The organism is Streptomyces sp. NPDC127117, from assembly GCF_042677325.1.
In the GTDB taxonomy this organism is placed as follows: Bacteria; Actinomycetota; Actinomycetes; order Streptomycetales; family Streptomycetaceae; genus Streptomyces.
Genome location: NZ_JBHXTM010000012.1, coordinates 98,878 through 124,572, shown reverse-complemented (window position 1 = coordinate 124,572; position 25,695 = coordinate 98,878). Strand labels below are relative to the sequence as shown.

Sequence of the window (25,695 nt, the reverse complement as noted above, 5' to 3'; positions counted from 1 at the left end):
CCAGGCACGCGGCCACGAACCCACCCGGACGGCCCAGCGGCTTCAGTGCTGAAACGAAACTGCTTGCGCCGGTCGGCGGCACCGGGCCGGCCCCGCCGACCGGGGGCATCGCTGCACGGGTTCGCGGATGATCGGTCGAAGTCCGGCGGTGAGTGAACCCTCGCGGACCGTGCGCGAAATCCCGGCCGAGCCGCATCCGGTCGTTCGCTGCCGGCGATCCGTCCACACTGCTGGTCACGCGGTCGAGTCCGGCTGCCGTTGCGGGGGTATGGATCTCTTACGAAATGGTCGTCACCGCAACCCGGTTCGCGTTCACGCGGACGGTGGTGGACCGTACGCGGGATCCACAACTTCCCGTACATATCGGGCTGAAAGGGAAACGAATGGCTAGTCCTCTGTCCGCCTCCGCTGTGCTCAAGGCGTTGCGCGCCGAGGGCGTGCGCGTGGTCGAGGTAGGTAACTGGCGTACCCACAACCGCAATTCGAAGGGCCCGTGGGGCCCGGTCAACGGCAGCATCGTGCACCACACCGTGACCAAGGGCACCGCTGCGACGGTCCGGATGGTCCGCGACGGCTACGCGGACCTGCCCGGCCCGCTGTGTCACGGCATGATCGCGAAGGACGGCCGGGTGCACATGGTCGGCTGGGGCCGCGCGAATCACGCCGGTGGTGGCGACCCCAAGGTGCTGGACCAGGTCATAGCGGAGTCGTACGGCACCCGGCCGACTCCGCCGACCCGCGGCAACAGCAACGGGGTCGACGGCAACGCACGGTTCTACGGGTGGGAGTGCGAGAACCTCGGCGACGGCAAGGACCCCTGGCCCAAGGCCCAGTACGACGCGATCGTCCGTGTCCAGGCAGCCCTGTGCCGGGCGCACAAATGGTCGGCGAAGTCCGTGATCGGCCACCTGGAGTGGTCGAACGACAAGGTCGACCCCCGCGGTTTCACCATGCCCAAGCTCCGCGCCGACGTGGCCGAGCGGCTCAAGCACCCCGCGAGCTGGAACCCCGGCTCCGACCAGGAGGACCCCATGGCAGGAATCACCAAGCGCGACATCTTCGACGCCGTGTGGAAGACCGACGCGATCGGCGGCCCGTCGGACGCGGCCGACCATTCGACGAATCCGACGTGGCAGCCGCAGTCCATCCTGAAGGACATGCAGGCCCGCATCCGGTCCATGGACAGGCGGATGGCCGCCCAGACCGCCGCGATCACCGCGCTCGCCGGTCAGGTCGGCAGCGGCGCCGACACCCGGACCGTCGTCGCCGCGGTCGAGGCCGCGATCGAACGGGCCGTCATCGATTCCGGTACTGACACCGTGGACGCCTAGGGTCTTTCGTTCGGATCAGGCCGGATCAGGCACCGGGGCACGTGAGCCCGGCATGATCCGGACGAGAGGCCCTGGGCTCCTGACGGGGAGCCGGGCGTGGTGCTCACGGGCAGCAGTCGGGGACGCTTCGCGGTGCGGCCGGCACCGGAGGACCGGCCGCGAAGGCGGCGTCCGAGCCAGGGGCCCAGGAACGCGGCGGCCCAGCGCAGTTCGGCCGCTGCGGCCTGACGGCCCGTGGGAACCCTCTGCGGTGGCAGGGGGAGCGTCCAGGCGTCGTCGCTGCCGGGCAGGTGGATCGCTTCGGCGACGGCCGCGGCGATCCGCTCGTGGCCCAGGGGACTGGCGTGGAGCCGGTCGGCACTCCACAGCCGGGGATCGGTGGCGACGGTCGCCCGGCCGGTTTCGGCGACCGCGACTCCGTGCCGGGCGGCCGCGGCACGGATGCGGGTGTTGAGGTCGGACACGCGTGACCTGATCGGCCGGGCGAGCGGCACGATCTTCCCCACGTCGGGGAAGGTCAGCGTCACCACCTGGGCTCCGGCCGCGGTGAGCGCGGCGAACATCTCCTCCATGTGCCCGGCCACCTCCGCGGCGTCGAACCGGGGCCGCAGCAGATCGTTGACCCCGGAGACGACGGTGGCCAGGTCCGGCCGCAGGGCCAGGGCGGTCCCCAGCTGTTCGGCGCGGACCTGGCCGGCGACACGGCCGCGTACGGCGAGGTTGGCGTACCGGAGCCCCGGGTCGACGGCCGCGAGGTGCTCGGCGAGCCGGTCGGCGAAGCCCCGCAGCCCGACGGTGTCGTCACCGTCGCCGAGTCCCTCGGTCTGGCTGTCGCCCAGGGCGACGTAGCGCAGGTACTCACCCTTCGGCATGCGTCGACTGCCTTTCCCGGAGAACCGCGGCGATCCGCCGGCACCAGTCCCGGTGCTCCTGCTCGAAGGCCAGGCCGCGCAGACAGGTCAGGTACGGTCCGATCCGCTCGCCCCGGAGGAGGAACTCCTCCTCGTCCGCGTCGCCGCGCAGTTGCCGCAGCACCTTGCCGAGAAGCTCGATCTTGGCCTCGGCCGCGGACGCCCGCTCCCGGAGCTGCTCGATCACCGATGCCGTGCCGATGCGGTCGGCGACCTGGACCTTGACGAGCAGGTCGTCGCGGATGAACGAGGGCTTCGACACGGCCGCGGCGAACTTCTCCAGTTCGGCGCGGCCGGCGTCGGTGACCTGGAACAGACGTTTGTTGGGCCGCGTCTCCTGGACCACCTGCCGCCCCGCGACCAGTCCTTCCTTCTCCAGCTTGGCCAGCTCCGCGTACAGCTGCTGCGGCAGGGCGTGCCAGAAGTTCGCGACGCCGATGTCGAACGCCTTCGCCAGCTGGTATCCGCTGTACTCACCGTCCAGCAGCGCCGCCAGCACGGCATGTCGCAAGGCCATCGGAGCGACCCCTTCCCTTAGCTCGTCCGTCCCTGCATCATACTCAAGAAAATGACTAATCATATTCTTGAGTGTCAGGAGGAGTCATGGAGACCGTGGAGACCGCCGAACGCTTCCGCGCCGCCGTGGAGAAGGGCGAACCGGCCGCGCTGGGCGACCTGTTCACCGAGGACATCCGTCTCTACAGCCCCGTGAAGTTCACCCCCTTCGAGGGCAGGCCCATGGTGCTGGGGCTCTTCGGCGTGCTGCTGCGCATCTTCGAGGACTTCCGCTACGTCGGACACTTCGAGGGCACGGCCGAGACGAGTGCCGACGGCGAAGAGGCCCCGTCGACGGTCCTGCTCTTCCGGGCCACCGTGAACGGCAAGCAGATCCACGGCATCGACCTGCTCCAGTTCGACGGGGCGGGCCGGATCAAGGAGTTCACCGTGATGGTCCGCCCCCAGTCCGCCGTGCACGCCCTGGGCCAGGCGGTACTCGACGGTCTGGTCGCCGACGGGCTCGTCCCCGGGGTCGTGGACGGCTAGGGCCTCTCGTCTGGATCGGGCCGGATCGCGGAGCGGGGCCGGAGCCGAACCCGGGATGCGCGCGGACGCTCGGTGCTGGGACACTTCCGGCATGCCGCTTGTCGAAGCCCTGCCCGGAATGTCCATCGAGTACGAGACCTTCGGTGACCCCGCTGATCCGGCTGTCCTGCTCGTGATGGGCTTCAGCGCCCAGATGATCGCCTGGCACGAGGACTTCTGCCGTGCGCTCGCGGATCGTGGACGCTACGTGATCCGGTACGACAACCGCGACTGCGGGCTGTCCACCAAATTCGACGAACATCCCGTCGACGTGGGCCGGTTCATCGAAGCCGTGAGCTCGGGAGACATCCCGTCCGCCCGTGCGATGGCGCCCTACACGCTGCAGGACATGGCCGACGACGGCCTCGGTCTGCTCACCGCGCTCGGCATCGAGCGGGCTCACGTGGTCGGAACCTCGATGGGCGGCATGATCGCCCAGACGATGGCCATCAGCCGGCCGGACCGAGTGCTGACCCTGACGTCGATGATGTCCTCGACCGGCGAGCCCGACTACGGCCGGCCCAGCCCCGAGGCCCAGGCAGTGGTCTCCAGCCCGAAACCACCGGATCGCGAGGGATACATCGCGGCGGCGGAGAGAGACCTGGTGTGGGCCTCCAAGCGATACGGCGACCCGGCGCTCCTCCGTGAGCTGGCTGCCCGGAGTTACGACCGCGCCCACTACCCGGCCGGAGCCGGGCGGCAACTCGCAGCAATGATCCTCGGCGGCTCACGCACCGACGCACTGCGCGGGCTTCGAGTGCCGACCCTGGTGATCCATGGTCTGGACGACACGCTGACCGACCCCAGCGGGGGAAGGCGCACCGCCGAGCTGGTGCCCGGCGCGAAGCTCCTGCTCCTCGCCGACATGGGGCACGACCGCCCCCGCGAACTCTGGCCCGAGATCATCGACGCCCTGGAGACCCACACCCGACCGTGAACCAGCGCTCGATTGCCGTCCGCAACCCGGCCAGTTCGGCCGGGGCCGGTACGGGGGAGCCACTGGCCCAGGCCACGTAGCCGTCGGGGCGCACCAGCAGGGCGGAGAGGCCGGCCGGGCCGCCGACGCCCTGAGCGACGACGGGCTCGATGGTGTCCTGATCCGTTGCCAGTACGGCCGCCACCGACCGGTCCTCGGTCAGGTCGATCAGCAACGGCCGGGCGCTCCGGGCGAGTTCGGCGAGCCGGACCTTCTCCGTACCGGTGATCAGCTCCAGCTCCGGTGCGAAATGCCCGACCGCGGGGTGGGGATCGGGGACGCCCATCTCGTAGCGCACGTCGGTGCCCGCGATGAGGTCGGCGAGGCGCTGGACGACCTCCTTGTCGGTGAGCAGCTCGGTGAAGAGCTCGCGCAGGGCCGTGGTGTCGCTCCCCGGCGCGGTGAGCGCGGACTGCGCCTCGGCGTTGAGCACCATCCGGCGGGCGGCCTGGCGGCGCTCGGTGTCGTAGCTGTCGAGCAGGCCGGGCGGGGCGGTGTCGCGCAGCGTGGCGGCGAGCTTCCAGCCGAGGTTGGCGGCGTCCTGGAGGCCGAGGTTCAGCCCGGGGCCGCCGCCGGAGGCGTAGACATGGGCGGCGTCGCCGACGAGGAGGACCCGGCGATCGCGGAACCGGTCGGCGACCCGGGTGTTGCCACCGGTCAGCCGTCGCAGCACATGCGGGCCCGGCCCGTCCGGCGGGCCGAGCGGCAGTCCGACGCCGAGGACGCGGCGGACGCTCGACTCCATCTCGGCCAGGGTCATCGGCCCGTCCGTCGCGGGCTGGTCCCACTCGGTGGTGCTGATCAGCGGCGGCTGCCCGGGGAACGGCGCGTACGAGAAGCCGCCCCGGTCGGTGCGGTGGGGCAGGAAGGGCAGCACCGGCCCGTGGCCGGGCACGGTGAGCGCGCCGTTGACGGGGTCGACCCAGTCGGCCGGGACGGTGGCGTGGGCGGTGCGGTTGGTGCGGCGGTCGTGGCTGACGCCGGGGAACCCGATCCCGGAGAGCTTGCGGACCACACTGTGCGCGCCGTCCGCGCCGACCACGTAGCGGGCGCGGAGCTGTCGGTCGCCGTCGGGGCCGGTGACGTCGAGGGTCACGGCGTCCTTGTCCTGGGCGACGGCCCGGACCCGGTGTTCGCGCCGCAGGTCGACCCCGAGCGACCGGGCGCGCTCCTCCAGGACCTGGACCATGCGGTGTTGCGTGGCGGCCAGGCCGAAGACCGGACTGGCGTCCAGCAGGCCGAGGTCGAGGCCCATGGCGGCGAACATGAAGTAGGCGGAGTTCGGCCGCGGGGGCTGCGGGCTGCCGCTGAGCGGCTCGTGCAGACCGCGGTGGTCGGCCAGGCGCACCACTTGGCCGAGCAGGCCGTTGGCCTTGGGCTCGGTGCTGGGTTGCGGGAGTTGCTCCAGCACGATCGGGCTGATGCCGGCCAGGCTCAGCTCGCAGGCCAGCATCAGCCCGTTCGGGCCGCCTCCCACGATGATCACGTCGGCTGTCACGGTCGTGCCTCCTTGGTGCGGAAGAGAAGAGGTAAGGGAGGGGAGTGCGGTGCTACGGGACCGGCAGGCCGGCGGTGAGCTGCTCGAAGACCTGGGCCAGGACCGTGCCGAGCGGTGTGGCTTCGTCGGCGCGCAGGCTGTGTTCGACGGCCACCGCGGTGCCGGCCGCGACCGCGGCCGCGACCAGCTTCGGGTACACGTCGCGGTCGGCATCGGTGCCGGTGCGTTGCGCGACGGCCCTGGCCAGCTCCTGCTGGACGGCGGCGTTGGTCTTGACGATCTCACCGGCCAGCGCGGGCTCGGCCAGCATCAGCCGCACCCCCTCGCGCCACCGCTCGTTCTGCGGCGCGTTCCGGGACGCGGGGCTCTCCGGCGGTACGAACTGGCCCAGGACAGCGTGCAGCAGCGAGTCCCAGAGCGGTTCGCCGGCCGGACGGTCGAGCAGGTCGTCGGCGATCCGGAGCATTCTCTCCAGGTGGCCGGCGGCGATCGCCTCGGCCTTGCCGGAGAAGTAGTTGCGGAAGGTGCGGACGGAGACATTGGCCTCGGCCGCGATGTGATCGACCGTCACATCCGCCCAGCCGTGCAGGACGCAGAGCCGGATCGCCGCCTGGCTCAGCGCGACGCGGGTCTCCCGCTTCTTGCGCTCGCGGAGTCCGGACTGCCCGGTCGTGCGGGCCTCGTCTGCTGGTGTCATGCGAGCAGCGTAGAACGAATCTTGCCGTCACGGCAAGATTGCCGAAACGGAAAGTTTTTCTGAGGTGGTCCGCGGGGAGATGCCATGACGGCCTCGGGGACCGGTGCGGTGGCTTGCGCCCCGTCCCCGGTCCCCGACGCCGCTCGGGCTCAGCGGGTGTAGAGCCAGTTACTCACCCGAGCCCGGCTTGTTCGTGCACTTCCATTCCGACCAGCCTTCGCGCTGGTACTGCTGACCGGCTCGACGCACCGGGACTTGCTCGCGTACAGGCCGATGTATGTCCAGTCCGCCGCCTGGGCGGAAGGCGCGCTCAGGCCGATGGCGGCCATCGCCGCGACGCCCAGGGACAGCATTGCTCCACGTTTGCGCATTCAGGATTTCCTTCTGCAGAGGATCGGGTGGGGGTGGGACAAGGTGGGGTCCTGCTGTACGGATTTGGGGACCGCAACCACTTTCGAGGAATGCGTCGGCCCCATATCAATTGGTTTCAACTGGTCCAACTGGGCTTGTTCAAAAGGCAGTTGGCAAGGCCATACGGGCGGTGCCGAAGCGGCGCGCCGATGGCGGGCATAGGGGCCGTGTAGTCCTCCGCAAGGAATCCGTCGTCCCATGAGGGGCCGTGGAGTTCTCCGCAGTGAACTCCCCGGAGGCGAAGGAGGGTGAGATGGACAGTCCGGACAGATCCGGGATCGCGCTGTGCGTCGAGCGGGGGCAGGCCACCGACGAGGAACTGGCCGCGCTCACCGTGGTGTTGCTCGCGTTGCGCGCCGAGCGGGAACAGTCGCCGCAGACGCGGGCCGTCTCCGGGTCGCGGTGGTGGCGGCACGCGGACCGGTACAACGCCCCGCTCAGCTGGCAGTGAGGGGGCCGCCATGACGACGACCATCGAACCCTCCGCCACCGCTTCCGCCTCGGCGGATGCCGCAGCCCCGACCGATGTCCGGGGGCGTGTCGTGGAGCTGCACGCCCTGCGGGAACTCGCCCGCAGCGGGCCGAGCGAGAAGGCGACCGAGGCGCAGCACGCCAAGGGCAAACTGACCGCGCGCGAGCGGCTGGCGCTCCTCTTCGACGAGGGCACCTTCTGCGAGGTCGAGCAGTTGCGGCGGCACCGTGCCACCGGCTTCGGCCTGGAGGACAAGAGGCCGTACACCGACGGGGTCATCACCGGCTGGGGGCTCGTCGACGGCCGGACCGTCTTCGCCTTCGCCCACGACTTCCGGATCTTCGGCGGTGCGCTGGGCGAGGCCCACGCCACGAAGATCCACAAGATCATGGACATGGCCATCTCGGCGGGTGCCCCGCTGGTCTCCCTGAACGACGGCGCCGGCGCCCGTATCCAGGAGGGCGTCTCCGCGCTCGCCGGTTACGGCGGGATCTTCCAGCGCAACACCCGGGCCTCGGGCGCGATCCCGCAGATCAGCGTGATGCTCGGCCCGTGCGCGGGCGGCGCGGCCTACAGCCCCGCACTGACCGACTTCGTGTTCATGGTCCGCGAGACCTCGCAGATGTTCATCACCGGACCGGACGTGGTCAAGGCCGTGACCGGTGAGGAGATCAGCCAGAACGGGCTGGGCGGCGCGGATGTGCACGCCGAGACCTCGGGCGTCGCGCACTTCGCGTACGACGACGAGGAGACCTGCATCGCCGAGGTCCGCTACCTGATCGGGATGCTGCCCTCCAACAACCGGCAGGACCCGCCCGTCCAGCCCACCCGCGACCCCGCCGACCGGCGCAACGACGGGCTCCTGGACCTCGTGCCCCTCGACGGCAACCGTCCGTACGACATGCACGAGGTCATCGAGGAGATCGTCGACGACGGCGACTACCTGGAGGTCCACGAACGCTGGGCCCGCAACATCATCTGCGCGATGGCCAGGCTGGACGGCCGGGTCGTCGGCATCGTCGCCAACCAGCCACAGTCACTGGCCGGGGTGCTGGACATCGGCGCGTCCGAGAAGGCCGCCCGCTTCGTCCAGATGTGCGATGCCTTCAACATCCCCATCATCACGCTGCTGGACGTCCCAGGCTTCCTGCCGGGCGTCGACCAGGAGCACGGCGGGATCATCCGGCACGGCGCCAAGCTGCTGTACGCGTACTGCAACGCGACCGTGCCCCGGATCTCCCTCATCCTGCGCAAGGCGTACGGCGGTGCGTACATCGTGATGGACAGCCAGTCCATCGGCGCGGATCTGACCTACGCCTGGCCCACCAACGAGATCGCGGTGATGGGTGCCGAGGGTGCCGCCAATGTCATCTTCCGCCGGCAGATCGCCGCCGCCGAGGACCCGGAGGCGATGCGTGCCCGCATGGTCGAGGAGTACAAGGCGGAACTGATGCACCCGTACTACGCCGCCGAGCGCGGGCTCGTCGACAACGTCATCGACCCGGTCGAAACCCGGGAAGTGCTCGTCAAATCCTTGGCGATGCTCCGCAACAAGCACGCCGACCTGCCCTCCCGCAAACACGGAAACCCCCCGCAGTAGTCTCACCGGTGGAGCGGATCGCAGCCGATCGGACCCGTGCGGATGTGACCGCATATGACAGGTAAACGGTCCCGGACGGTGTGCCCGCGCCCGGCATCGGAAACCGGCCGAGGGGAGTTCGTCGCCGATCACCCGTTTCGAACTCCTGGACGGGTACTGTGATCCCGGAATTCCTCGGGGTGGGGGACACGGGAGGCCCGGTGGGGGAACGGTTCTTATTCAAAATCCTTGGCCCACTCATGGTGACGTCGGGCGAGCGAAAGGTGGTCATCGGCGGGGCACGTCAACGGACCACGCTCGCGCTGCTGTTGCTCAATCCCGGCCGAACGGTGCCGGTGGACACTCTGGTGCACGAAGTGTGGAACGGGAATCCGCCCGCCACCGCCCGTACCCAGATCGCCATCGTCATCGCCGCGCTCCGCAAGACGTTCAAGGCGCAGGGCGCGGCCGACGACACCATCGTGACCGCGCATCCGGGCTACCTCCTCGACGCCGAGAGCCACTACATCGACTCGGTGGAGTTCACCGCGCTCGTCGCCCAGGCGGAGATCGACGCGCGGGAGCAGCGCCTGGAGGACGCGGCGGGCCGGTACCGGCGCGCCCTCGACCTGTGGCGCGGGCCCGCGCTCGCCGGGGTGTCCGGGCTGCTCGTCGAGGAGGAGGCCGGCCGGCTCGGTGAGTACCGGCTCAACGCCTACGACGACGCCACCGCCGTCCAGCTGGCGCTCGGGCGCCACTACGAGCTGCTGCCCGAGCTCGGTGGCGTCGTGCAGGAGAACCCGCTGCGCGAGCGGACCCGGTACCACCAGATGCTCGCCCAGTACCGGGCGGGCAGGCGCGCCGAGGCCATGGAGTCCTACCGGGAGGCGCGCGAGCAGTTCATCGAGGAGCTGGGGCTCGAACCGGGCCCGGACCTCCAGGAACTGCACGACCTGATCCTGCGCGACGACCCGTCGCTGACCCCGGCCGACGGGCCGGTCTCCGTCGCGGCCGAGGCCGCGGTGCCCGACGTCGTCGTGGTCCCCTCCGAACTGCCGCCGGACGTACCGGGGTTCACCGGACGCGAGAGCGAACTCACGGCCCTGGACGCGCTGATGATCGAGTCCGGGGCGGCGCTCCAGACGCCCACCGTCGGTCTGATCACCGGTGTCGCCGGGGTCGGCAAGTCCGGCCTCGCGCTGCGCTGGGCGCACCGGGTCGCCGACGACTTCCCGGACGGGCGGCTCTTCGCCGACCTGCGCGGTTACGACGAGCAGCACGAGCCCGCCTCCGTCGCCGATGTGCTCGGACGCTTCCTGCGCTCGCTCGGCGTGCCGGGGCAGCAGATCCCGGAGGCGCTGGAGGAGCGGATCGCGCTCTACCGCAGCCTGCTCACCGAACGCCGCGCGCTGATCGTCCTGGACAATGTGCGCACCCACGCCCAGGTCGCCCCGCTGCTGCCGGGCAGCGGCGCCAGCTGCGTGGTCGTCACCAGCCGCGATCAGCTGGAGCAACTGGTGACCTGGCCGCAGGAGGCCCGCGTCCACCTGGGCGTACTGCCGCCCGACGCGGCCGTCGAACTCGTCGCCAAGATCGCCGGCGAGGAGCGGACCGCCGCCGCCCGCACGGACGCGGCCCGCCTGGTCGAGCTCTGCGACCGGCTGCCGCTCGCCCTGCGCATCGCCGCCGCACGCCTGGCGTCCAAGCCGCACTGGTCGGTACGGCACCTGGTGGCCAGACTCAGCGACGAGCGGCGCAGGCTCGACGAACTGAGCCAGGGGGAGTCCCGGGTCCGGGCCGGGTTCGAGCTCAGCTACCGCTACCTCTCCGCCGACGCGGCCCGCCTCTACCGCCGCCTCGGCCTCGCCGACGTACCGGACTTCACCTCCTGGGTGGCCGCCGCACTGCTCGACGTCGACGTGATAGACGCGGAGCTGCTGCTGGAGGACCTGGTGGACACCCAGTTCCTGGAGGTCGTCGGCGTCGACGCGACCGGCCGGCTGCGCTACCGCTTCCAGAACCTGCTGCGCCTGTACGCGGGGGAGCGCGCCCGGGACGAGGAGTCGGACGAGGCCTGGCACGACGCCTGCCGCCGGGTCTTCCGCACCGCCCTGACCATCGCCCGCGAGGCCCACCGCAGGGAGAGCGGCGGGGAGTTCAGCATCGTGCACAGCGGCACCGAGCCGGCCGCCATCGACACGGACCTGCTGGAGGAGCTGCTCGCCGACCCGCTGGCCTGGTTCGAGGCGGAGCGGCTCTGCCTGGTGGGCATGGTGGAGCAGGCGGCCCGGATGGGCATGGCCGATCTCGCCTGGGACCTCACGGGTTCCGCGTCCGTTCTCTTCGAGACGCGCAGCTACGTGGAGAACTGGCAGAGCTGCGCCGTGCACGCCCTGGACGCGGCCCGGGCCGCCGACGACCGCCTGGGCCAGGCGGTCATGCTGCACCACACCGGGGCCGCCGCGCTGATGCGGCAGAGCATGGACGAGGCGAAGGCGCGCTCCGAGGAGGCGCTGGAGCTCTACGGCGACCTGGACGAACGACTGGGCCGGGCCCTGGTCCTGCGCAACCTCGCGGTCGTCCACCGGCTCCAGGGCGATCCCGACGCGGCGGCGGACCGGCTGCGCGGTGCCCTGCCCATCTTCCGCGAGGCCGGTGACCTGTCGTCGGAGTCGTCCGTCCTCCAGAACATGGCCCAGCTGGAGCTGGACCGGGGCAACTACGAGGCCAGCCTCGGTCACGCCCGGGACGCGGTACGGGTCGCGGAGTCCATGGACCCCGGCGCCTCGCGCAGCCTCGCCCAGTGCCTGTACCGGCTGGGCAGCGCACAGCTCCTGTCCGGGCGTGCGGAGGAGGCCGAGGAGTCCTACCTGCGCGTGGAGGAGCTGTCCCGGGCGAAGGCCGACACCCATGGCCTCGCGCACGCCCTGTACGGACTCGGCCAGGCCCGGGTGGCGCTCGGCGCGCTCGAATCGGCCGAGACCGCGTACGTCCAGGGCCGCAAGGTCGCCCGCGAGCTCGGCAGCCCCGTGGTCGAGGGATCGATCCGGCTGAAACTCGGCGTACTCCTGCGGGAGCTGGGCCGGGACGAGGAGGCACGGGCCGAACTCCTGGGCGCCAAGGAGCTGTTCACCCGCAGGGGGGCCACGCACTGGCAGGAGGAGGTCGCCCGGGAGCTCAGCGGTTCCCCGGAGATTTCCCCGGAAGTCGCGCCGGAGGTCTCCCCGGAGCCTTCCCCGGGGGTGAGTATCGGCGAATAGGAAGAAAGGGACCGGCCATTCTTCCGGCGGCCGGTCACGGGCGGTGGGGCGGGGTCCGCTTAATCCGGCGATATCACGCCGATAAGGCGGTTGCCTAGCTTCGTCACAGAAATTCGGTTTCCCGAGAGCTGTGGAGTCTGTGATGCCGCCTACCCCCGGGGTGCCCTCGTTCGCCGTGATCCCCGGCGCGCAGGTGCACCGAGTCCTCGACGGCCGGCACGAGGAAGTGGTCCGGCTGATCGAGTCGGCCTACCGCGTGCACGGCGGTGGTGACACGGTCAACCCGCCGTCCTATTTCCTGCGCTTCCCCGAACGCCCCACCTCACGCATCATCGCCCTGCCCGCCTCCCTCGGCGGCGACGAACCCGTCGACGGCATCAAATGGATCTCCAGCTTCCCCGAGAACGTGGCGGCCGGGATCCCCCGGGCCTCCGCCGTGCTCATCCTCAACGATCCGGCCACCGGCTACCCGCTGGCCTGCCTGGAGAGCTCCATCATCAGCGCGGCCCGCACCGCCGCCTCGGCGGCGCTCGCCGCGGACCGGCTCACCGAGGGGCGTGACCGGCCGCGCCGGATCGGCTTCTTCGGCACCGGCCTGATCGCCCGGTTCATCCACCAGTACCTCGTCGGCACCGGCTGGAGCTTCGAGGAGACCGGGGTGTACGACCTGTCGGACGAGCACGCCCGGGGCTTCGCCGAACACCTGGAGCGCGAGGGCGACAACGGCACGGTCACCCTGCACAGCGGCCCCGAACAGCTGATCCGCTCCAGCGACGTCGTCGTCTTCGCGACCGTCGCCGGTGCCCCGCACGTCACCGACCCGGCGTGGTTCGGCCACAACCCGCTGGTCCTGCACGTGTCGCTGCGCGACCTGTCGCCCGAGGTGATCCTCGCGGCCACCAACATCGTCGACGACATCGACCACTGCCTCAAGGCCGACACGTCCCCGCACCTCGCCGAACAGCTCAGCGGGAACCGGGAGTTCATCGACGGCACGCTGTACGACGTGCTCACCGGCGAGCTGAAGATCCCCGGCGACCGGCCCGTCGTCTTCTCGCCCTTCGGGCTCGGCGTCCTGGACCTCGCGGTCGGCAGACACATCTACGACACCCTGCACGCCGACGGCCAACTCGCCGTCGTGGACGACTTCTTCCACGAGATGCGCCGATACGGCTGAGATGAGACGACAGTGACCACTCTGCTCGACAGCCCGCCCCGGCCCGCAGGGCCCGGCCCGGGCCCCATCACCGTACGGGTGGCGGAAACCTCCCTCGCCCCGCACGAACCGCTCGACCTGTACGCAGCACTGCGTGAACAGTCGGCGCACGACGTCTTCCTGCTGGAGAGCCGCGAGGGCCCCGGACAGTCCCCCGGGGCCACCGTCGTCGGCCACGGACTGCTCGCCGAGATCCGGGTGCACGCCGACCGGATCTCCGTCGACGGCGCCGAAGCCGTCGTCGCCGCGGCCCTCGCGGCCGCCGACGGCCTCGGCCTCGCCCCCCGGCCCGGCAACGAACGCGGTCTCCTCCACGGCGACCAGGTCTGGCAACTGCTGCGCGCCGTCCAGGACCTGTTCACCGTGGAGACGAGCCGGCCGCACGACAGCTACGCCTTCGGCTTCCTCGCCACCTTCGGCTACGGCTCCGCCTGGCACATGGAGACCCTGCCCGAGCGGGGCGACCGCGACCGCGGCGAACCCGACATCGTGCTCGGCCTGTTCCGCGAGACCGTCTGGTACGGCCCGGAGCCGGGCACCGTACGAAGACTCACCGCGCACAGCGACGCCTTCCCCGACCCGGCGCCCCTCGACCTGACAGAGGAGACCGTCCGGGCGGTCGCCGCCGTCGGCCCGGTCCCCGAGGTCCTGCCCGAGGCGCCCCGGCCGCACTCCGTACGGGACACCTGCGACGAGGAGACCTTCCTCGCGCGAGCCCGGCGCTGCCTGGAACACATCGGTGTCGGCGACATCTACCAGATCCAGATCGGCCACCGCATCGACGTCGAATCCGGCCTCGAACCCTTCGAGGTCTACCGGCGGCTGCGCGGCCGCAACCCGTCCCCGTACATGTATCTCGTCCCGCGCGACGGGCGCACCGTCATCGGCGCCAGCCCCGAAGTGCTCTTCCGCACCGAGGGCGGCAAGGTCGTCATGCGGCCCATCGCCGGGACCGCGCCGCGCAGCGGCGACCCCGGCGTCGACGAGGCCCGGGTCGCCCGGCTCGTCGCCGACGAGAAGGAACGCGCCGAGCACGTCATGCTCGTCGACCTGTGCCGCAACGACATCGGCCGGGTCTGTCTGCCCGGCACGCTGGAGGCGCGCGGGCTGATGACCGTCGAGACGTACTCGCACGTCTTCCATCTCGTCTCCACCGTCGAGGGCACCCTCGCCCCCGAGGACGACACCTGGTCCGTGCTGCGCGCGACCTTCCCGGCGGGCACCGTCACCGGGGCGCCCAAGATCCGCGCCATGGAGATCATCGAGGAGCTGGAGAGCGAGCCGCGCGGCATGTACGCGGGCGCCGTCGGCCTCGTCGACCTGCGCGGCTGGAGCCAACTCGCCCTGTGCATCCGCACGATCGTGCACGACGGCCGCAGCGGCACCTACTCCACCCAGAGCTGCGCGGGCATCGTCGCCGACTCGTCCCCCGGGGCCGAGTGGCGCGAGACCCTGCACAAGATGGGCGCGGCCTACTGGGCGCTGACCGGTGAGGAGCTGCTGCCGTGAAGGTCCTGCTCGTCGACGCGTACGACAGCTTCACCCACATCATCGACCAGTACCTGCGCACCCTGGGCGCCGACACCGACGTCGTACGGTCGCACACCCGCACCCCGCAGCAGCTCGCCGGCCTGAGGCCCGACGCGGTGGTCCTCGGCCCCGGACCGGGCCACGCGGCCGACTCGGGCCACGTGGAGCTGGTGCGCACCTTCGCCGGGTCCGTACCGCTGCTCGGCATCTGCCTGGGCCACCAGGCGATCTGCCTGGCCTACGGGGGCCGGGTCACGGTCGCCGAGCGGCTCAAGCACGGCAAGACCAGCCTCGTACGCCACGACGGCGCCGGGGTGTTCGAGGGGCTGGAACCGGTGATGACCGCCACCCGCTACCACTCGCTGATCGCCGACGAACCGCTGCCGCCCCCGCTGATCGCCACCGCGCACGCCCAGGACGACGGCTATGTGATGGGGCTGCGGCACCGCACGCTCGCCGTGGAAGGGGTGCAGTTCCACCCCGAGTCCATCACCACCGTCGGCGGTCTGCGGCTCCTGGACAACTTTCTGACGGCCGCCCGCCGGGCCGGCCCCGCACGGGAGGAGACCGATATGCGGAACTCGCCTGCGGGATCGGTCGGAAATTGAAATCCACCCCACGTCCACCCCTCCTGATGGCTGGAATATCCCGGTCCGGATGGGGCTGATCAGCGGTTATATCAAATTTATTGCCACGTGTGATGGGCGGAAGTCCTGGCGATAATGATTCGAAACCGGTCCTTCCTAATGTTCTGGATGTCGGAACGAACCGCAGCAGTTCAAATGGGGGGAAACAAATCATGAAGCTCAACGCGATCACCGGGAAGATCCAGCAGACCGTCGTCGTGACGCTCGCCGGAGCGGCGATATTCGCCACCGTGCAGAGCGTCTCGGAGGCCGGCCGGGCGGACCACGGCAGCACCTACACCACTGCCGCCGCCACCCCGCTGGACGACCCGTGGCACCCCAGCCCCGTGGCAGCCCAGGGACTGACACTGGACGACCCGTGGCACCCGGCGCCGAGCGCCTGACCCGAAGAAGGAGAAGACCAGTGAGCGCCACGACACCCGAACAGGACCGCTCCTGGCCCCCGCTGCTGGGGCAGGTGCTCGACGGCCGGGATCTGACCGCCGTCGACACCGCCTGGGTGATGGACCAGGTGATGCGGGGCAGGGCGACCGACGCACAGATCGCCGGCTTCCTGGTGGCCCTGCGGGCCAAGGGCGAGACCGTGGGCGAGCTCGAAGGGCTCGTACACGGAATGCTGGCCCATGCCGTACACATCGACGTGCCGGGGAGGACCGTCGACGTGGTGGGCACCGGGGGCGACGGGGCACGCACGGTCAACATCTCCACGATGTCCGCGATCGTCGCGGCGGGAGCGGGGGCACGGGTCGTCAAGCACGGTAATCGTGCGGCGAGTTCGGCCTCCGGCTCCGCCGACGTACTGGAAGCACTGGGCGTCACCCTGCGGCTGCCGCCCGAGCGGATCGCCGCCGTGGTCGACGAGGCGGGCATCACCTTCTGCTTCGCGCCGGACTTCCACCCGGCGATGCGCCACGCGGCGGGGCCGCGCAAACAGCTCGGCATCCCGACCGTCTTCAACGCGCTGGGCCCGCTGACCAATCCGGCGGCACCCACCGCCCAGGCCGTCGGGGTCGCCGACGCCCGGCTGCTGCCGCTGATCGCCGGAGCACTGGCCCGGGCCGGCGGCCGGGGCCTGGTCTTCCGGGGCGACGACGGGCTCGACGAGCTCACCGTCACCACCACGTCCACCGTGCTGACCGTGGACGACGGCGACATCCGGCAGGAGCGGTTCGACCCGCGCGACGTGGGGATCGCGCTCGCACCGCTGGCGGCACTGCGCGGGGAGGACGCCGCGTACAACGCGGCCGTCGCCCGGCGGGTCCTCGACGGCGAGCGCGGCCCGGTACGGGACGCGGTGCTGCTCTCCGCGGGCGCCGCACTCGTGGCGGGCGAACCGACCGGGGGCCGTACCGTCACCGAACGCCTGGGCAGGGCGGTGGAAGCGGTGGGCCGGGCGATCGACTCCGGCGCCGCGGCCGACACCCTCGACCGGTGGGTACGGGCCACCTCGGCGCCGTGCGCCCCGGTCGTCGAAGCCCCGGTCACCCGGGTCGCGACGGCGGCGTGACCGGGTGCCCGGGACGGGTGCGGATCGTGGACGGCGCCATGGCGGTACCTCCCGGGAGACCGGTGGGTACGGCCATGGCGCCTCCGCGCGGTCACCGGGCGGAGGTGGGCGCCAGAACCTCGCCCCGCTCCTGGCCCGCTGCCTCGCCCCGCTCCTGGCCCGCTGCCTCGGCCGCGGCCGGTTCCGCGCCGTCCGGGCCGGGCGGCCCGGACTCCGTCCGCGCGGACCCGCGGAACTTCTCGCGCCGGATCCAGGAGAGGGCCGGCGATGTGAGGCCCGTGGTGATCAGCGCCATCAGCACCAGCATGGTGAACAGATCGGGCCCGATCACACCGAGTTCGAGCCCCAGGTTGAGCACCACCAGCTCGGTCAGGCCCCGGCAGTTCATCAGCGCCCCGATCGCCAGGGAGTCGCGCCAGGACCGACCCGCGAGCCGTGCCCCGGCCGTGCTCCCGCCCCACTTGCCGAGCATCGCGACGGCGAGCACCGCCAGCGCCCACAGCCACTGGACCGGGTCGCCGGCCAGCAGCGAGACATCCGTGCGCAGCCCGGTGGAGACGAAGAACAGCGGCAGCAGCACCGGAACCGAGAACGCCCGCAGCCGCGCCGTGCACCGTTCGATGACCATGGACCCCCGCGGAGTGACCAGGCCGAAGACGAAGGCTCCGAACAGGGCGTGCACACCGATCCGGTCGGTGGCCAGTGAGGAGAGGCACAGGCCGCTGAAGAGGACGACGAGGACCACACCGTCCACGGTCCGCTCGGCCCGCTCCGCCCAGCGGGCCAGCAGCGGACGCAGCGCGTAGATCATGACGGCGAGGAAGACCGCGGCGAGCGCCGCCGTGGTCAGCGCCTCGGCCGGCGAACCGCTCGCCGACACCGCGACCACCGCCGCCAGCAGGCACCAGGCGGTCACGTCGTCGACCGCCGCGCACGCCATGGCCAGCGAGCCGATCCGGGTACCGATCAGGCCCCGGTCGGTGAGGACCCGGGCGAGTACGGGGAACGCGGTGATGCTCATCGATACGGCGATGAACAGCACGAACGGCAGCCGGCCCACGCCCGGCGGCGCGAACGAGCCGAACATCGCGAGGGCCAGCAGCGAGCCCAGAACCAGCGGCAGGACGATGCTCGCCTGACTGACCGCGACCGCGGTCCCGCGATGGCCGCGCAATGTGCCGAGATCCAGTTCGAGGCCGATCAGGAACATGAAGCCCAGCAGGCCGATGTTGCCGAAGGCGCTGATGAACGGCAGCACCGACTCGGGGAACAGCCAGGTCTGCGCCGCGGGCGAGATCCAGCCCAGCAGCGACGGCCCCAGCATGATGCCGAGGGTGATCTCACCGATGACCGGCGGCTGGCCGAACCTGCGGAACAGCTGGGCGCCCGCCTGGCACACCAGGATGACCACCGGGATGGCGATCAGGAGATCGGGCAGGGGGTCACGTGCCGACACGGCCGGCTCCTTCCCTGGCGGCCGCCGTGGCGTCCGACCAGCGTGCGTAGCGGCGCCGCCCGTAGAGCAGCGGCTGGGCGGACTCGTCGGTGGTGAACCGCCGTACCTGGGCGAAGACGGTGGTGTGGTCCCCGACCTCCCGCGTACCGACCACCGCGCAGTCGGCGATGGCGAGCGCGGCCGCCGTCAGATGCGGGCCGCCCGCGCCCAGCGGCAGCCGCCACTCGCTCAGCGTGAACCGGTCGGGGTTGCCGGAGGCGAAGAGGTCGGAGGTGGCGTGCGCGCCCTCGTGCAGCAGGTTGAGCGCCAACTGCCCGCCGGCGAGCACGGCTTCGGTGGTGGGGCTCGCCGTGCGCAGGCAGATCACGAGCGTCGGCGGGGAGAGCGCCACGCTCGCCAGTGAGCTGCACGTCATCCCGCGGGGCGTGCCGTCGGCGTCGAGCGTCGTCACCACGGAGACGCCGGAGGGGAAACTGCCCATCAGCGGGCGTATGTCGGCTTCCGGAACGGGCCGGTCGGTCATGGTTTCTCCTGTCGAAGACGTGTGCCGCGCGCCCGGCAGCCGGCCGGAGAGGAGCCCCGGCTGCCGGGCGGCGCGGTGCGGCACGACTACTTGCCGTGCAGCTGGCGGAGCGCCTCGTAGGTGCTCGGCAGGGAGTTGAGGAGTTCCTGCTGTTCCTTCTTGACCTTGGTGAACATGGCCTGCGCGGCGGCCACGGACTCCGGCTTGTGGTAGAGGATCGGCAGCGGTGCGTCCGGCTCCAGACCGAGGCCGGCGAAGATGCAGTAATAGCGCTCGTTGGTCCAGAAGTTACGGAATTCCGCCTCGAAGTTTCCGTAGTACGTCGTGTCGTCGGTGGCCGCGGGATTGACCGGAAGCCCCGCCTTGTACGCGTCGATCTTCTCGCGGATGCTCGGGGCGAGTTTCAGTTCCTTGTTGGCCCGCCAGAAGGGCGAGTCGGTGCGCGGCGCGAAGTAGAAGTGGGTCTGGATGAAATCGCGGGTGTCGTCGAACATCACCTCTATTTCCTTGTTGAAGTTGTCGACCAGGGCCGGGTTGAACGTCTTGTCCGGGAAGTGCTTCGCCAGCTGGTAGGCCGCGGCGGTGATGAAGTAGATGCCGGTGGACTCCAGGGGCTCCAGGAAGGCGCTGGAAAGGCCGATGCCGATGACGTTCTTCACCCAGGCGCGGCGGTTGCGGCCGACCCGGAACTTCACGTGGTTGAACTGGGTGGTCTCGGGGTCCAGGCCCCACAGCTCGCAGAACTCGGCGGTGGCCTCCTCCTGCGTGGTGAAGCGGCTGGAGTAGACGTAACCGGTGCCGAAGCGGCCCAGCATCGGAATCTTCCAGGTCCACCCGGAGGACATCGCGATCGCCGAGGTGTACGGCTCCACGCCGTTGGCCTCGTCGTCGTGCGGCACGGCCGTGGCGACCGCGCGGTCGCACAGCAGCTGGTCGCTCATGTCGATGAAGGGCTCCTCCATCGCCTGGTTCATCAGCAGGCTGCGGAAGCCGGAGCAGTCCACGAACAGGTCCGCGTCGAGGACCCGGCCCTCCTTGGTGTGCAGGGCCTTGACGAAGCCCCGCTCGTCCTTCTCGACGCGCGTCATCTCGTCCTGGATGTGGTGCACGCCCTGCTTCCCGGTGGCGAACCGGCGCAGGAAGTCCGCGACGAGCGCCGCGTCGAAGTGCCACGCGTACCGGGTGGGCGAGGTGCCGTCCAGGTGCCGCGGCGCCTTGTTGGCGTCCATCAGCGGCGCCTCGCGGAAGCAGGCGTAGTCGTACGGCTCGTCCGTCTTTCCCTCGTACTTGTTCTTGAACCAGTAGTGCGACATCGGGGTGTTGTCGTGCTCCGGGCTGATGCCGAACGGGTGGTAGAAGTGGTCCGGACCGCCCTTGTCGAGCTCACGCGGACTGCTCTGGCCCTTGCCCGGAGTACGCCAGTTGATGAAGCGGACCGCCATCTTGTAACTGGCGTTGCACTCGCGCATCCACTCCTCCTCCTCGATTCCGAGGAAGTCGAAGAGAACGCGGTGCAGATTGGGCACGGTGGCCTCTCCCACACCGATGCGCGGAATGCTCGGCGCCTCCAGGACCGTGACGTCGACCGTGCTCTGGAGGGCCTTGCCGAGATAGGCGGCGGTCATCCAGCCGGCCGTACCGCCGCCGAGGATCACGACCTTCTTGATGGCGTTGTCTGTTGCGGTGGAGGTGCCCGTCATATCGAATTCCCTCTTCTGGCCGAAGTTGCGGTGGCGAAACTGTGGAGATGGCCAGAGTCGGCAGCAGCTCTACGGCACTTCTATAACCCGGCGGAAAAGGCCGAATGAGATCGCTGGGTGTCGGGATTTATGGAGGGCGTATAGCGCGCGGGCACAGCCTGGGACCTGTTGATTCCACACTCGTATCTCCCAGCAGAGGATGGCCGCATCACATGGCGTGCACAGAACGGGAGCCGGAGACGGGGCTGAAAGGCATCCTTTCCACTGTGGGAGGAACCCCGCTCGTAGAGCTCGAACGGTTGATGCCGGGGTTCACCTCGCGGGTGTTCGCCAAGGTGGAGCGTTTCAATCCCGGCGGTAGTGTCAAGGACCGCTCGGCGCTGAACATGGTGGCCACGAAGATCCGGTCCGGGGAGCTCGTCCCGGGCCGTTCGACGGTCATCGAGTCCAGCTCGGGAAACCTCGCGATCGGGCTCGCGCAGATCTGCGGCTACTACGGCCTGCGGCTCGTCTGTGTGGTGGACACCCGCACCACCCGGCAGAACATCGCGATCCTGCGGGCCTACGGGGCCGAGGTCGAGATCATCACCGAGCCCGACCCGGCCACCGGGGAACTGCTGTCCGCCCGGCTGCACCGGGTCGCCGAACTCGTGGCCACCACCCCCGACGCCTACTGGCCCGACCAGTACGCCAACCCGCTCAACCGGCGGGCCCACGAGACCACGATGGGGGAGATCGCCGAAGCCCTCGACGGCAAGGTCGACCAGCTCGTCGTGGCCGCCGGCACCAGCGGCACGCTCGGCGGCTGTGCCGAGTACATCCGCCGGCACGACCTCGGCACCACCGTCAACGCGGTCGACGCCCTCGGCAGCGTGCTGTTCGACTCACCCGTCGACTGCGCCCGCCTGGTGCCCGGCCACGGCGCGTCCGTCGCGCCCAAGCTGCTGCGGCGGACCGACGCCGACCGGGTGGTGCACGTCGGCGACCTCGACTGCGTGGTGGGCTGCCGCACCCTGGTGCGCCGCGAGGCGATCCTGGCCGGCGGCTCGTCGGGCGCGGTCGTCGCGGCCCTGACCCGGCTCGCCCCCGGCATACCACCCGGCTCCAACGTGGTGATCGTGCTGCCCGACGGCGGCGACCGCTACCTCGACACGATCTACGACGACACCTGGGTGCAGCGGCACTTCGGGGACGTCGCCCACCTGTGGGACGGGCCGTCGGACGCCGGGTTCGTGGGCCAACTGGCCGATATAGCCCAGTAATAGCGCGTCACCGCAGGATTTCCTCATCAGCGAACAGCACCAGAGGTCCGAGAAATCCGGCCCGAGAAATCCCGACCCGAGCAGTCCCGAACAGGGAAACCCGAACCGAGACCCGGAGGCACCACATGACCACCCAGATCGCCGACCTCAGCACCGAGCGCAAGGCCGAGATCAAGGAGATCGTCTGCGACATCCTCGAACTCGAACTCGACGAGGTCACCGACACCAGCCTCTTCAAGGAGGAGCACGACGCCGACTCCCTGCGCACCATCGAGATCCTCGCCTCCATGGAGCGCAACTTCGGTCTCGTCCTGGAGCAGGCCGAGCTCAGCCGCATGGTCAACCTGGCGGGCGTGTACGCCGTGGTCGCGGAGGCCGAGGGAAAGTGAGCGGAGCGACGGGCGGCACGGCGCCGCGCACGGCCCCCCGGCACCGGGTGGTGATCACCGGGCTCGGCGTGGTGACCAGCATCGGCACCGGGGTGGACGCCTTCGCCGACGGCCTGCGGGCCGGGCGCAGCGGCGCCAAGCCGATCGGCGCCTTCGACACCACGGGATTCGCGTACTCCAACGCCTGCGAGATCACCGATTTCGACCCCGAGGAGTGGCTGCGCGACATGGCGGCCGACGAGCTCGGCCGGGCCGCGCAGTTCGCGGTGGCCGGCAGCCGGATGGCGGTCGCGGACGCGGGACTCACCGAGGACGACGTACGGGCCAGGCGCACCCTGGTCTCGGTCGGCACCACCGACGGCGAGTCCCGCGACCTGGACCACCTGATCGGCCTTCAGGTCACCGAGGGCGAGGACCGGCTCGACGCCACCGTCGCCCGCCGGGTGTGGCCCGGCCGGCTCTCCGCCGGCATCGTCCGCGAACTCGGCCTGGAGGACGTGGAGACGGTCACCGTCCCCACCGCCTGCGCGGCCGGCAACTACGCGGTCGGCTCCGGCTACGACGCGATCAGCTCCGGTGACGTCGAGATGGCGCTCTGCGGCGGGGCCGACGCGCTGTGCCGCAAGACGTTCACCGGCTTCTACCGGCTCGGCACCATCGCCCCCGACGTGTGCCGCCCCTTCGACGCCGACCGGCAGGGCATCCTGACCGGCGAGGGCGCCGGGATCCTCCTGATGGAGTCCCTGGAGTCCGCGCTGGAGCGCGGCGCCCGCATCTACGCGGAGGTTCTCGGATACGGGCTGTCCTGCGACGCGAGCCACCCGGTCGCGCCCGACCGGGACTCCATCGCGCGCTGCATCACCGCCGCCCACCGCAACGCCGGCATCGAGGCGTCCGACGTGGACTTCATCTCGGCGCACGGCACCGGCACCAAGGCCAACGACGTCACCGAGGTCGGCGCGATCCGGCAGGTCTTCGGCGACGAACTGCCGCGCACCGTGTCGATCAAGTCGATGATCGGCCACACCATGGGCGCCGCGAGCGCGCTGGCCGCCGCGGCCTGCTCCCTGGCGCTGCGGGAGGGCTTCATCCCGCCCACCATCAACCACCGCACGACCGACCCCGAGTGCGCGGTCGACTGCGTACCCAACGAGGCGGTCGAGGCCCGGCTGCGGGTCGTGCAGAACAACGGCCTCGCCTTCGGCGGGAACAACGCCGTACTGATGCTCGGCCACTGGGACGAGAACGCGGCCGACACCCTGCCCGCCGACGCCGCAGCGGCGGCCTGAACCGGCCCGACGCGGCCTGAGAGGAGTTGAACGGCATGTCAGCCGACGCGGTCACCACCGCGCAGGACCTGGTCGTTTCGGGCTGGGCTGTGTCCTCCCCGTACGGGCTGGGCCGGGACGGGTTCACGGCCGGACTGCGCGAGGGGCGGCGCGCCGTCGCCGCCCTCGACAGAGAGCAGTGGCCGGTGCCCTACGAGGAGGCCGGACTCATACCCGGCTTCGACATCAAGGCTGTCCTCGGCCGCAAGGGCACCCGCTCCATGGACCGGGTCACCGCCATCGCCGCCACCACCGTGGGGATGCTCCTGGAGGAGTACGGAGCCGGCCTCGCCGCCGACCCCGAGAGCACCGGCCTGGTGCTCGGCACCTCCGGCAGCGTCCAGTCGATCATGGACTTCACCCGGGACGCGCTCACCGGAAAGGCGCCCTACCTGGTCGACCCCGCCAGGTTCCCCAACACCGTGATGAACTGCCCCACCGGGCAGAGCGCCATCCGGCACACGCTCAAGGGCCCCAACGTCACTGTCTCCGGCGGCGCCGCCACCGGGCTGCTCGCCCTCAACTACGCCTCCCGGCTGCTGCGCGGCGGCCACGCCACCGCACTCCTGGCGGGCGCCGCCGAGGAGTTCTCGGTACAGCGGGCCCGGCTGGAGCAGGTCGCCGACCACGGCGGCAGCGCCGCCGAACCGCTCGGCGAGGGCGCGGCGCTCTTCCTTCTGGAGAGCGGGGCGGCGGCCCGGGACAGCGGCCGTACCGTCCTCGCCACCGTGCTCGGCTGCCGCTTCCGGGCCTTCCGGAACACCGGCCGTGCCTCCGCCGTGCTGAGGAACTGCGTCGACGAGGTCCTGGCCGCCGCCGGGGCCACCCCCGACGACATCGCGATCGTCGCCCCCGGCACCCCGCCCGGCGTCTTCGGCAAGGAGGAGGCGGCGGCCCTGGACGGCCTCGCCGCGCCCCGCCTCGCGGTCCGCCCCCTCATCGGCGACGCCACCGCGGCCGGCGCTGCCTTCCAGCTCGCCGCCGTACTCGCCGAGTCGGCCGCCCGGCCGGAGCTGGTGGACCGGCTCGCCCTGGTCACCGCGGTCGACCGGGACGGCACCGTCGGCGCGGCCCTGCTCCGCCTCGGCTGAGCCGCCGAGCCTTCCGCAATCCCCAACTTCCCGCGCAGCACTCGCAGAAAGGCCACGCACCATGTCCGACACTCCCAGGCCGGTAGCCCTCGTCACCGGTGGATCGCGCGGCATCGGGCGTTCCGTCGTGGAGGTCCTGGCCCGCGACGGATACGACGTGGCCCTGTGCTACCAGTCCCGGGCGGAGGCGGCCGAGCTCGCCGCGAAGGCGGCCCGGGAGCACGGGGCCCGGACGCTGACCGGCCGCGTCGACGTCACCGACCGGGACGCGGTGCGCGCCTTCGTCGCGGAGACCGAGGACACCCTCGGCCCGGTCGACACCCTCGTCACCGCCGCCGGGATCGTCCGGGACAGCAACCTGGCCACGCTCACCGACGACGACTGGGACGCCGTGGTGCGCACCAACCTCGACGGCACGTACAACTTCGCCAGGGCGCTCGTCTTCCCGATGATGAAACGCCGCCGGGGCACGGTGATCACCCTCTCCTCGGTCGCGGCCCAGGGGCAGGCCGGCCAGACCAACTACTCGGCCTCCAAGGCCGGGATCATCGGCTTCACCAGGGCCCTCGCCAAGGAGGGCGGCCGGGCCGGGCTGCGCGCCAACACCGTGGCCCCCGGCTTCATCCGTACCGACATGACCGGCGGACTCTCCGAGAAGTACGCCAAGGACATGACCAGGAGCATCCCGCTCGGCCGGTTCGGGGAGCCCGAGGAGGTCGCCGAGCTGGTGGCGTTCCTCGCCTCCGACCGTGCCTCCTACATCACCGGACAGGTCTTCTCCATCGACGGCGGCCTGGTCGTCTGACACCCCGGTCCTCCCGTCATCCC

23 protein-coding genes are annotated in these 25,695 nt (G+C 70.9%); 16 read left to right on the top strand and 7 right to left on the bottom strand.

Features of this window, described 5'->3' with window-relative positions:
* The first annotated feature begins 383 nt into the window (after positions 1 to 383).
* A complete protein-coding gene (locus tag ACFVH0_RS13565) occupies positions 384 to 1,331 on the top strand; it encodes an N-acetylmuramoyl-L-alanine amidase (RefSeq protein ID WP_385819725.1) in 948 nt (315 codons plus the stop codon).
* On the opposite strand, the gene ACFVH0_RS13560 is transcribed toward ACFVH0_RS13565, so the two are convergent.
* Positions 1,328 to 2,203, bottom strand: a complete 876-nt coding sequence (locus tag ACFVH0_RS13560) for an SGNH/GDSL hydrolase family protein (RefSeq protein WP_385819724.1) — start codon at positions 2,201 to 2,203, stop codon at positions 1,328 to 1,330. The two genes, ACFVH0_RS13565 and ACFVH0_RS13560, sit on opposite strands and share 4 nt — an antisense overlap.
* Positions 2,190 to 2,759 carry a PadR family transcriptional regulator gene (locus tag ACFVH0_RS13555; RefSeq protein ID WP_385819723.1) on the bottom strand — a complete coding sequence of 190 codons (570 nt, stop codon included), beginning with the start codon at positions 2,757 to 2,759 and terminating at the stop codon, positions 2,190 to 2,192. The genes ACFVH0_RS13560 and ACFVH0_RS13555 overlap by 14 nt, the downstream gene beginning before the upstream one ends.
* An 86-nt stretch (positions 2,760 to 2,845) precedes the next feature.
* On the opposite strand from ACFVH0_RS13555, the gene ACFVH0_RS13550 reads away from it, so the two are divergent.
* Complete coding sequence (locus tag ACFVH0_RS13550) at positions 2,846 to 3,286, top strand: nuclear transport factor 2 family protein (protein WP_385819722.1); 441 nt, start codon at positions 2,846 to 2,848, stop codon at positions 3,284 to 3,286.
* Between the two features lie 91 nt (positions 3,287 to 3,377).
* Complete coding sequence (locus ACFVH0_RS13545; RefSeq protein ID WP_385819721.1) at positions 3,378 to 4,262, top strand: alpha/beta fold hydrolase; 885 nt, start codon at positions 3,378 to 3,380, stop codon at positions 4,260 to 4,262.
* On the opposite strand, the gene ACFVH0_RS13540 is transcribed toward ACFVH0_RS13545, so the two are convergent.
* Positions 4,228 to 5,799, bottom strand: coding sequence for an FAD-dependent monooxygenase (locus tag ACFVH0_RS13540; RefSeq protein ID WP_385819720.1), 1,572 nt, complete (start codon positions 5,797 to 5,799; stop codon positions 4,228 to 4,230). The two genes, ACFVH0_RS13545 and ACFVH0_RS13540, sit on opposite strands and share 35 nt — an antisense overlap.
* Before the next feature lie 52 nt (positions 5,800 to 5,851).
* On the bottom strand, positions 5,852 to 6,496 hold the full coding sequence (locus tag ACFVH0_RS13535; RefSeq protein ID WP_385819719.1) for a TetR family transcriptional regulator: 645 nt from the start codon (positions 6,494 to 6,496) through the stop codon (positions 5,852 to 5,854).
* A gap of 664 nt (positions 6,497 to 7,160) precedes the next feature.
* Between ACFVH0_RS13535 and ACFVH0_RS13530 the strand changes: the two genes are divergently transcribed.
* The 8 genes from ACFVH0_RS13530 to trpD all read left to right on the top strand — a co-directional run bounded on the left by ACFVH0_RS13530 (position 7,161) and on the right by trpD (position 17,118).
* A complete protein-coding gene (locus ACFVH0_RS13530) occupies positions 7,161 to 7,358 on the top strand; it encodes an acyl-CoA carboxylase subunit epsilon (protein ID WP_385819718.1) in 198 nt (65 codons plus the stop codon).
* A gap of 10 nt (positions 7,359 to 7,368) precedes the next feature.
* Positions 7,369 to 8,979, top strand: coding sequence for an acyl-CoA carboxylase subunit beta (locus tag ACFVH0_RS13525; protein WP_385819717.1), 1,611 nt, complete (start codon positions 7,369 to 7,371; stop codon positions 8,977 to 8,979).
* A 239-nt stretch (positions 8,980 to 9,218) separates the two neighbouring features.
* The gene (locus ACFVH0_RS13520) at positions 9,219 to 12,218 is read left to right on the top strand and encodes a BTAD domain-containing putative transcriptional regulator (RefSeq protein ID WP_385819716.1); all 3,000 of its coding nucleotides are present in this window, start codon (positions 9,219 to 9,221) and stop codon (positions 12,216 to 12,218) included.
* 142 nt (positions 12,219 to 12,360) lie between these two features.
* Positions 12,361 to 13,395 carry a 2,3-diaminopropionate biosynthesis protein SbnB gene (gene sbnB / locus ACFVH0_RS13515; RefSeq protein ID WP_385819715.1) on the top strand — a complete coding sequence of 345 codons (1,035 nt, stop codon included), beginning with the start codon at positions 12,361 to 12,363 and terminating at the stop codon, positions 13,393 to 13,395.
* Positions 13,396 to 13,407: 12 nt separating this feature from the next.
* Positions 13,408 to 14,943 (top strand): anthranilate synthase component I family protein, encoded by a 1,536-nt coding sequence (locus tag ACFVH0_RS13510; RefSeq protein ID WP_385819714.1) that lies wholly within the window; start codon positions 13,408 to 13,410, stop codon positions 14,941 to 14,943.
* On the top strand, positions 14,940 to 15,572 hold the full coding sequence (locus tag ACFVH0_RS13505) for an anthranilate synthase component II (RefSeq protein ID WP_385819713.1): 633 nt from the start codon (positions 14,940 to 14,942) through the stop codon (positions 15,570 to 15,572). The genes ACFVH0_RS13510 and ACFVH0_RS13505 overlap by 4 nt, the downstream gene beginning before the upstream one ends.
* Positions 15,573 to 15,763: 191 nt before the next feature.
* Entirely contained in the window at positions 15,764 to 15,994 is a 231-nt protein-coding gene (locus ACFVH0_RS13500) for a hypothetical protein (protein ID WP_385819712.1), read from the top strand.
* Positions 15,995 to 16,014: 20 nt separating this feature from the next.
* Positions 16,015 to 17,118: an anthranilate phosphoribosyltransferase gene (trpD, locus tag ACFVH0_RS13495; protein ID WP_385819711.1), complete on the top strand. Its 1,104-nt coding sequence runs from the start codon at positions 16,015 to 16,017 to the stop codon at positions 17,116 to 17,118.
* 91 nt (positions 17,119 to 17,209) lie between these two features.
* On the opposite strand, the gene ACFVH0_RS13490 is transcribed toward trpD, so the two are convergent.
* From ACFVH0_RS13490 to ACFVH0_RS13480, 3 genes are all read right to left on the bottom strand, one after another.
* The gene (locus ACFVH0_RS13490) at positions 17,210 to 18,574 is read right to left on the bottom strand and encodes a cation:proton antiporter (protein ID WP_385819710.1); all 1,365 of its coding nucleotides are present in this window, start codon (positions 18,572 to 18,574) and stop codon (positions 17,210 to 17,212) included.
* Positions 18,561 to 19,097: a flavin reductase family protein gene (locus ACFVH0_RS13485; RefSeq protein ID WP_385819709.1), complete on the bottom strand. Its 537-nt coding sequence runs from the start codon at positions 19,095 to 19,097 to the stop codon at positions 18,561 to 18,563. The genes ACFVH0_RS13490 and ACFVH0_RS13485 overlap by 14 nt, the downstream gene beginning before the upstream one ends.
* Positions 19,098 to 19,183: 86 nt before the next feature.
* A complete protein-coding gene (locus tag ACFVH0_RS13480) occupies positions 19,184 to 20,797 on the bottom strand; it encodes a tryptophan halogenase family protein (protein WP_385819708.1) in 1,614 nt (537 codons plus the stop codon).
* 212 nt (positions 20,798 to 21,009) lie between these two features.
* On the opposite strand from ACFVH0_RS13480, the gene sbnA reads away from it, so the two are divergent.
* From sbnA to fabG, 5 genes are all read left to right on the top strand, one after another.
* Entirely contained in the window at positions 21,010 to 22,059 is a 1,050-nt protein-coding gene (gene sbnA, locus ACFVH0_RS13475) for a 2,3-diaminopropionate biosynthesis protein SbnA (RefSeq protein ID WP_385819707.1), read from the top strand.
* Positions 22,060 to 22,184: 125 nt separating this feature from the next.
* On the top strand, positions 22,185 to 22,448 hold the full coding sequence (locus ACFVH0_RS13470) for an acyl carrier protein (protein WP_189544967.1): 264 nt from the start codon (positions 22,185 to 22,187) through the stop codon (positions 22,446 to 22,448).
* Positions 22,445 to 23,737 carry a beta-ketoacyl-[acyl-carrier-protein] synthase family protein gene (locus ACFVH0_RS13465; RefSeq protein ID WP_385819706.1) on the top strand — a complete coding sequence of 431 codons (1,293 nt, stop codon included), beginning with the start codon at positions 22,445 to 22,447 and terminating at the stop codon, positions 23,735 to 23,737. Before ACFVH0_RS13470 ends, ACFVH0_RS13465 begins: the two co-directional genes overlap by 4 nt.
* Before the next feature lie 35 nt (positions 23,738 to 23,772).
* The gene (locus ACFVH0_RS13460; protein WP_385819705.1) at positions 23,773 to 24,867 is read left to right on the top strand and encodes a beta-ketoacyl synthase N-terminal-like domain-containing protein; all 1,095 of its coding nucleotides are present in this window, start codon (positions 23,773 to 23,775) and stop codon (positions 24,865 to 24,867) included.
* 61 nt (positions 24,868 to 24,928) lie between these two features.
* Positions 24,929 to 25,672, top strand: a complete 744-nt coding sequence (gene fabG, locus ACFVH0_RS13455) for a 3-oxoacyl-ACP reductase FabG (RefSeq protein ID WP_385819704.1) — start codon at positions 24,929 to 24,931, stop codon at positions 25,670 to 25,672.
* Positions 25,673 to 25,695: the final 23 nt, after the last annotated feature.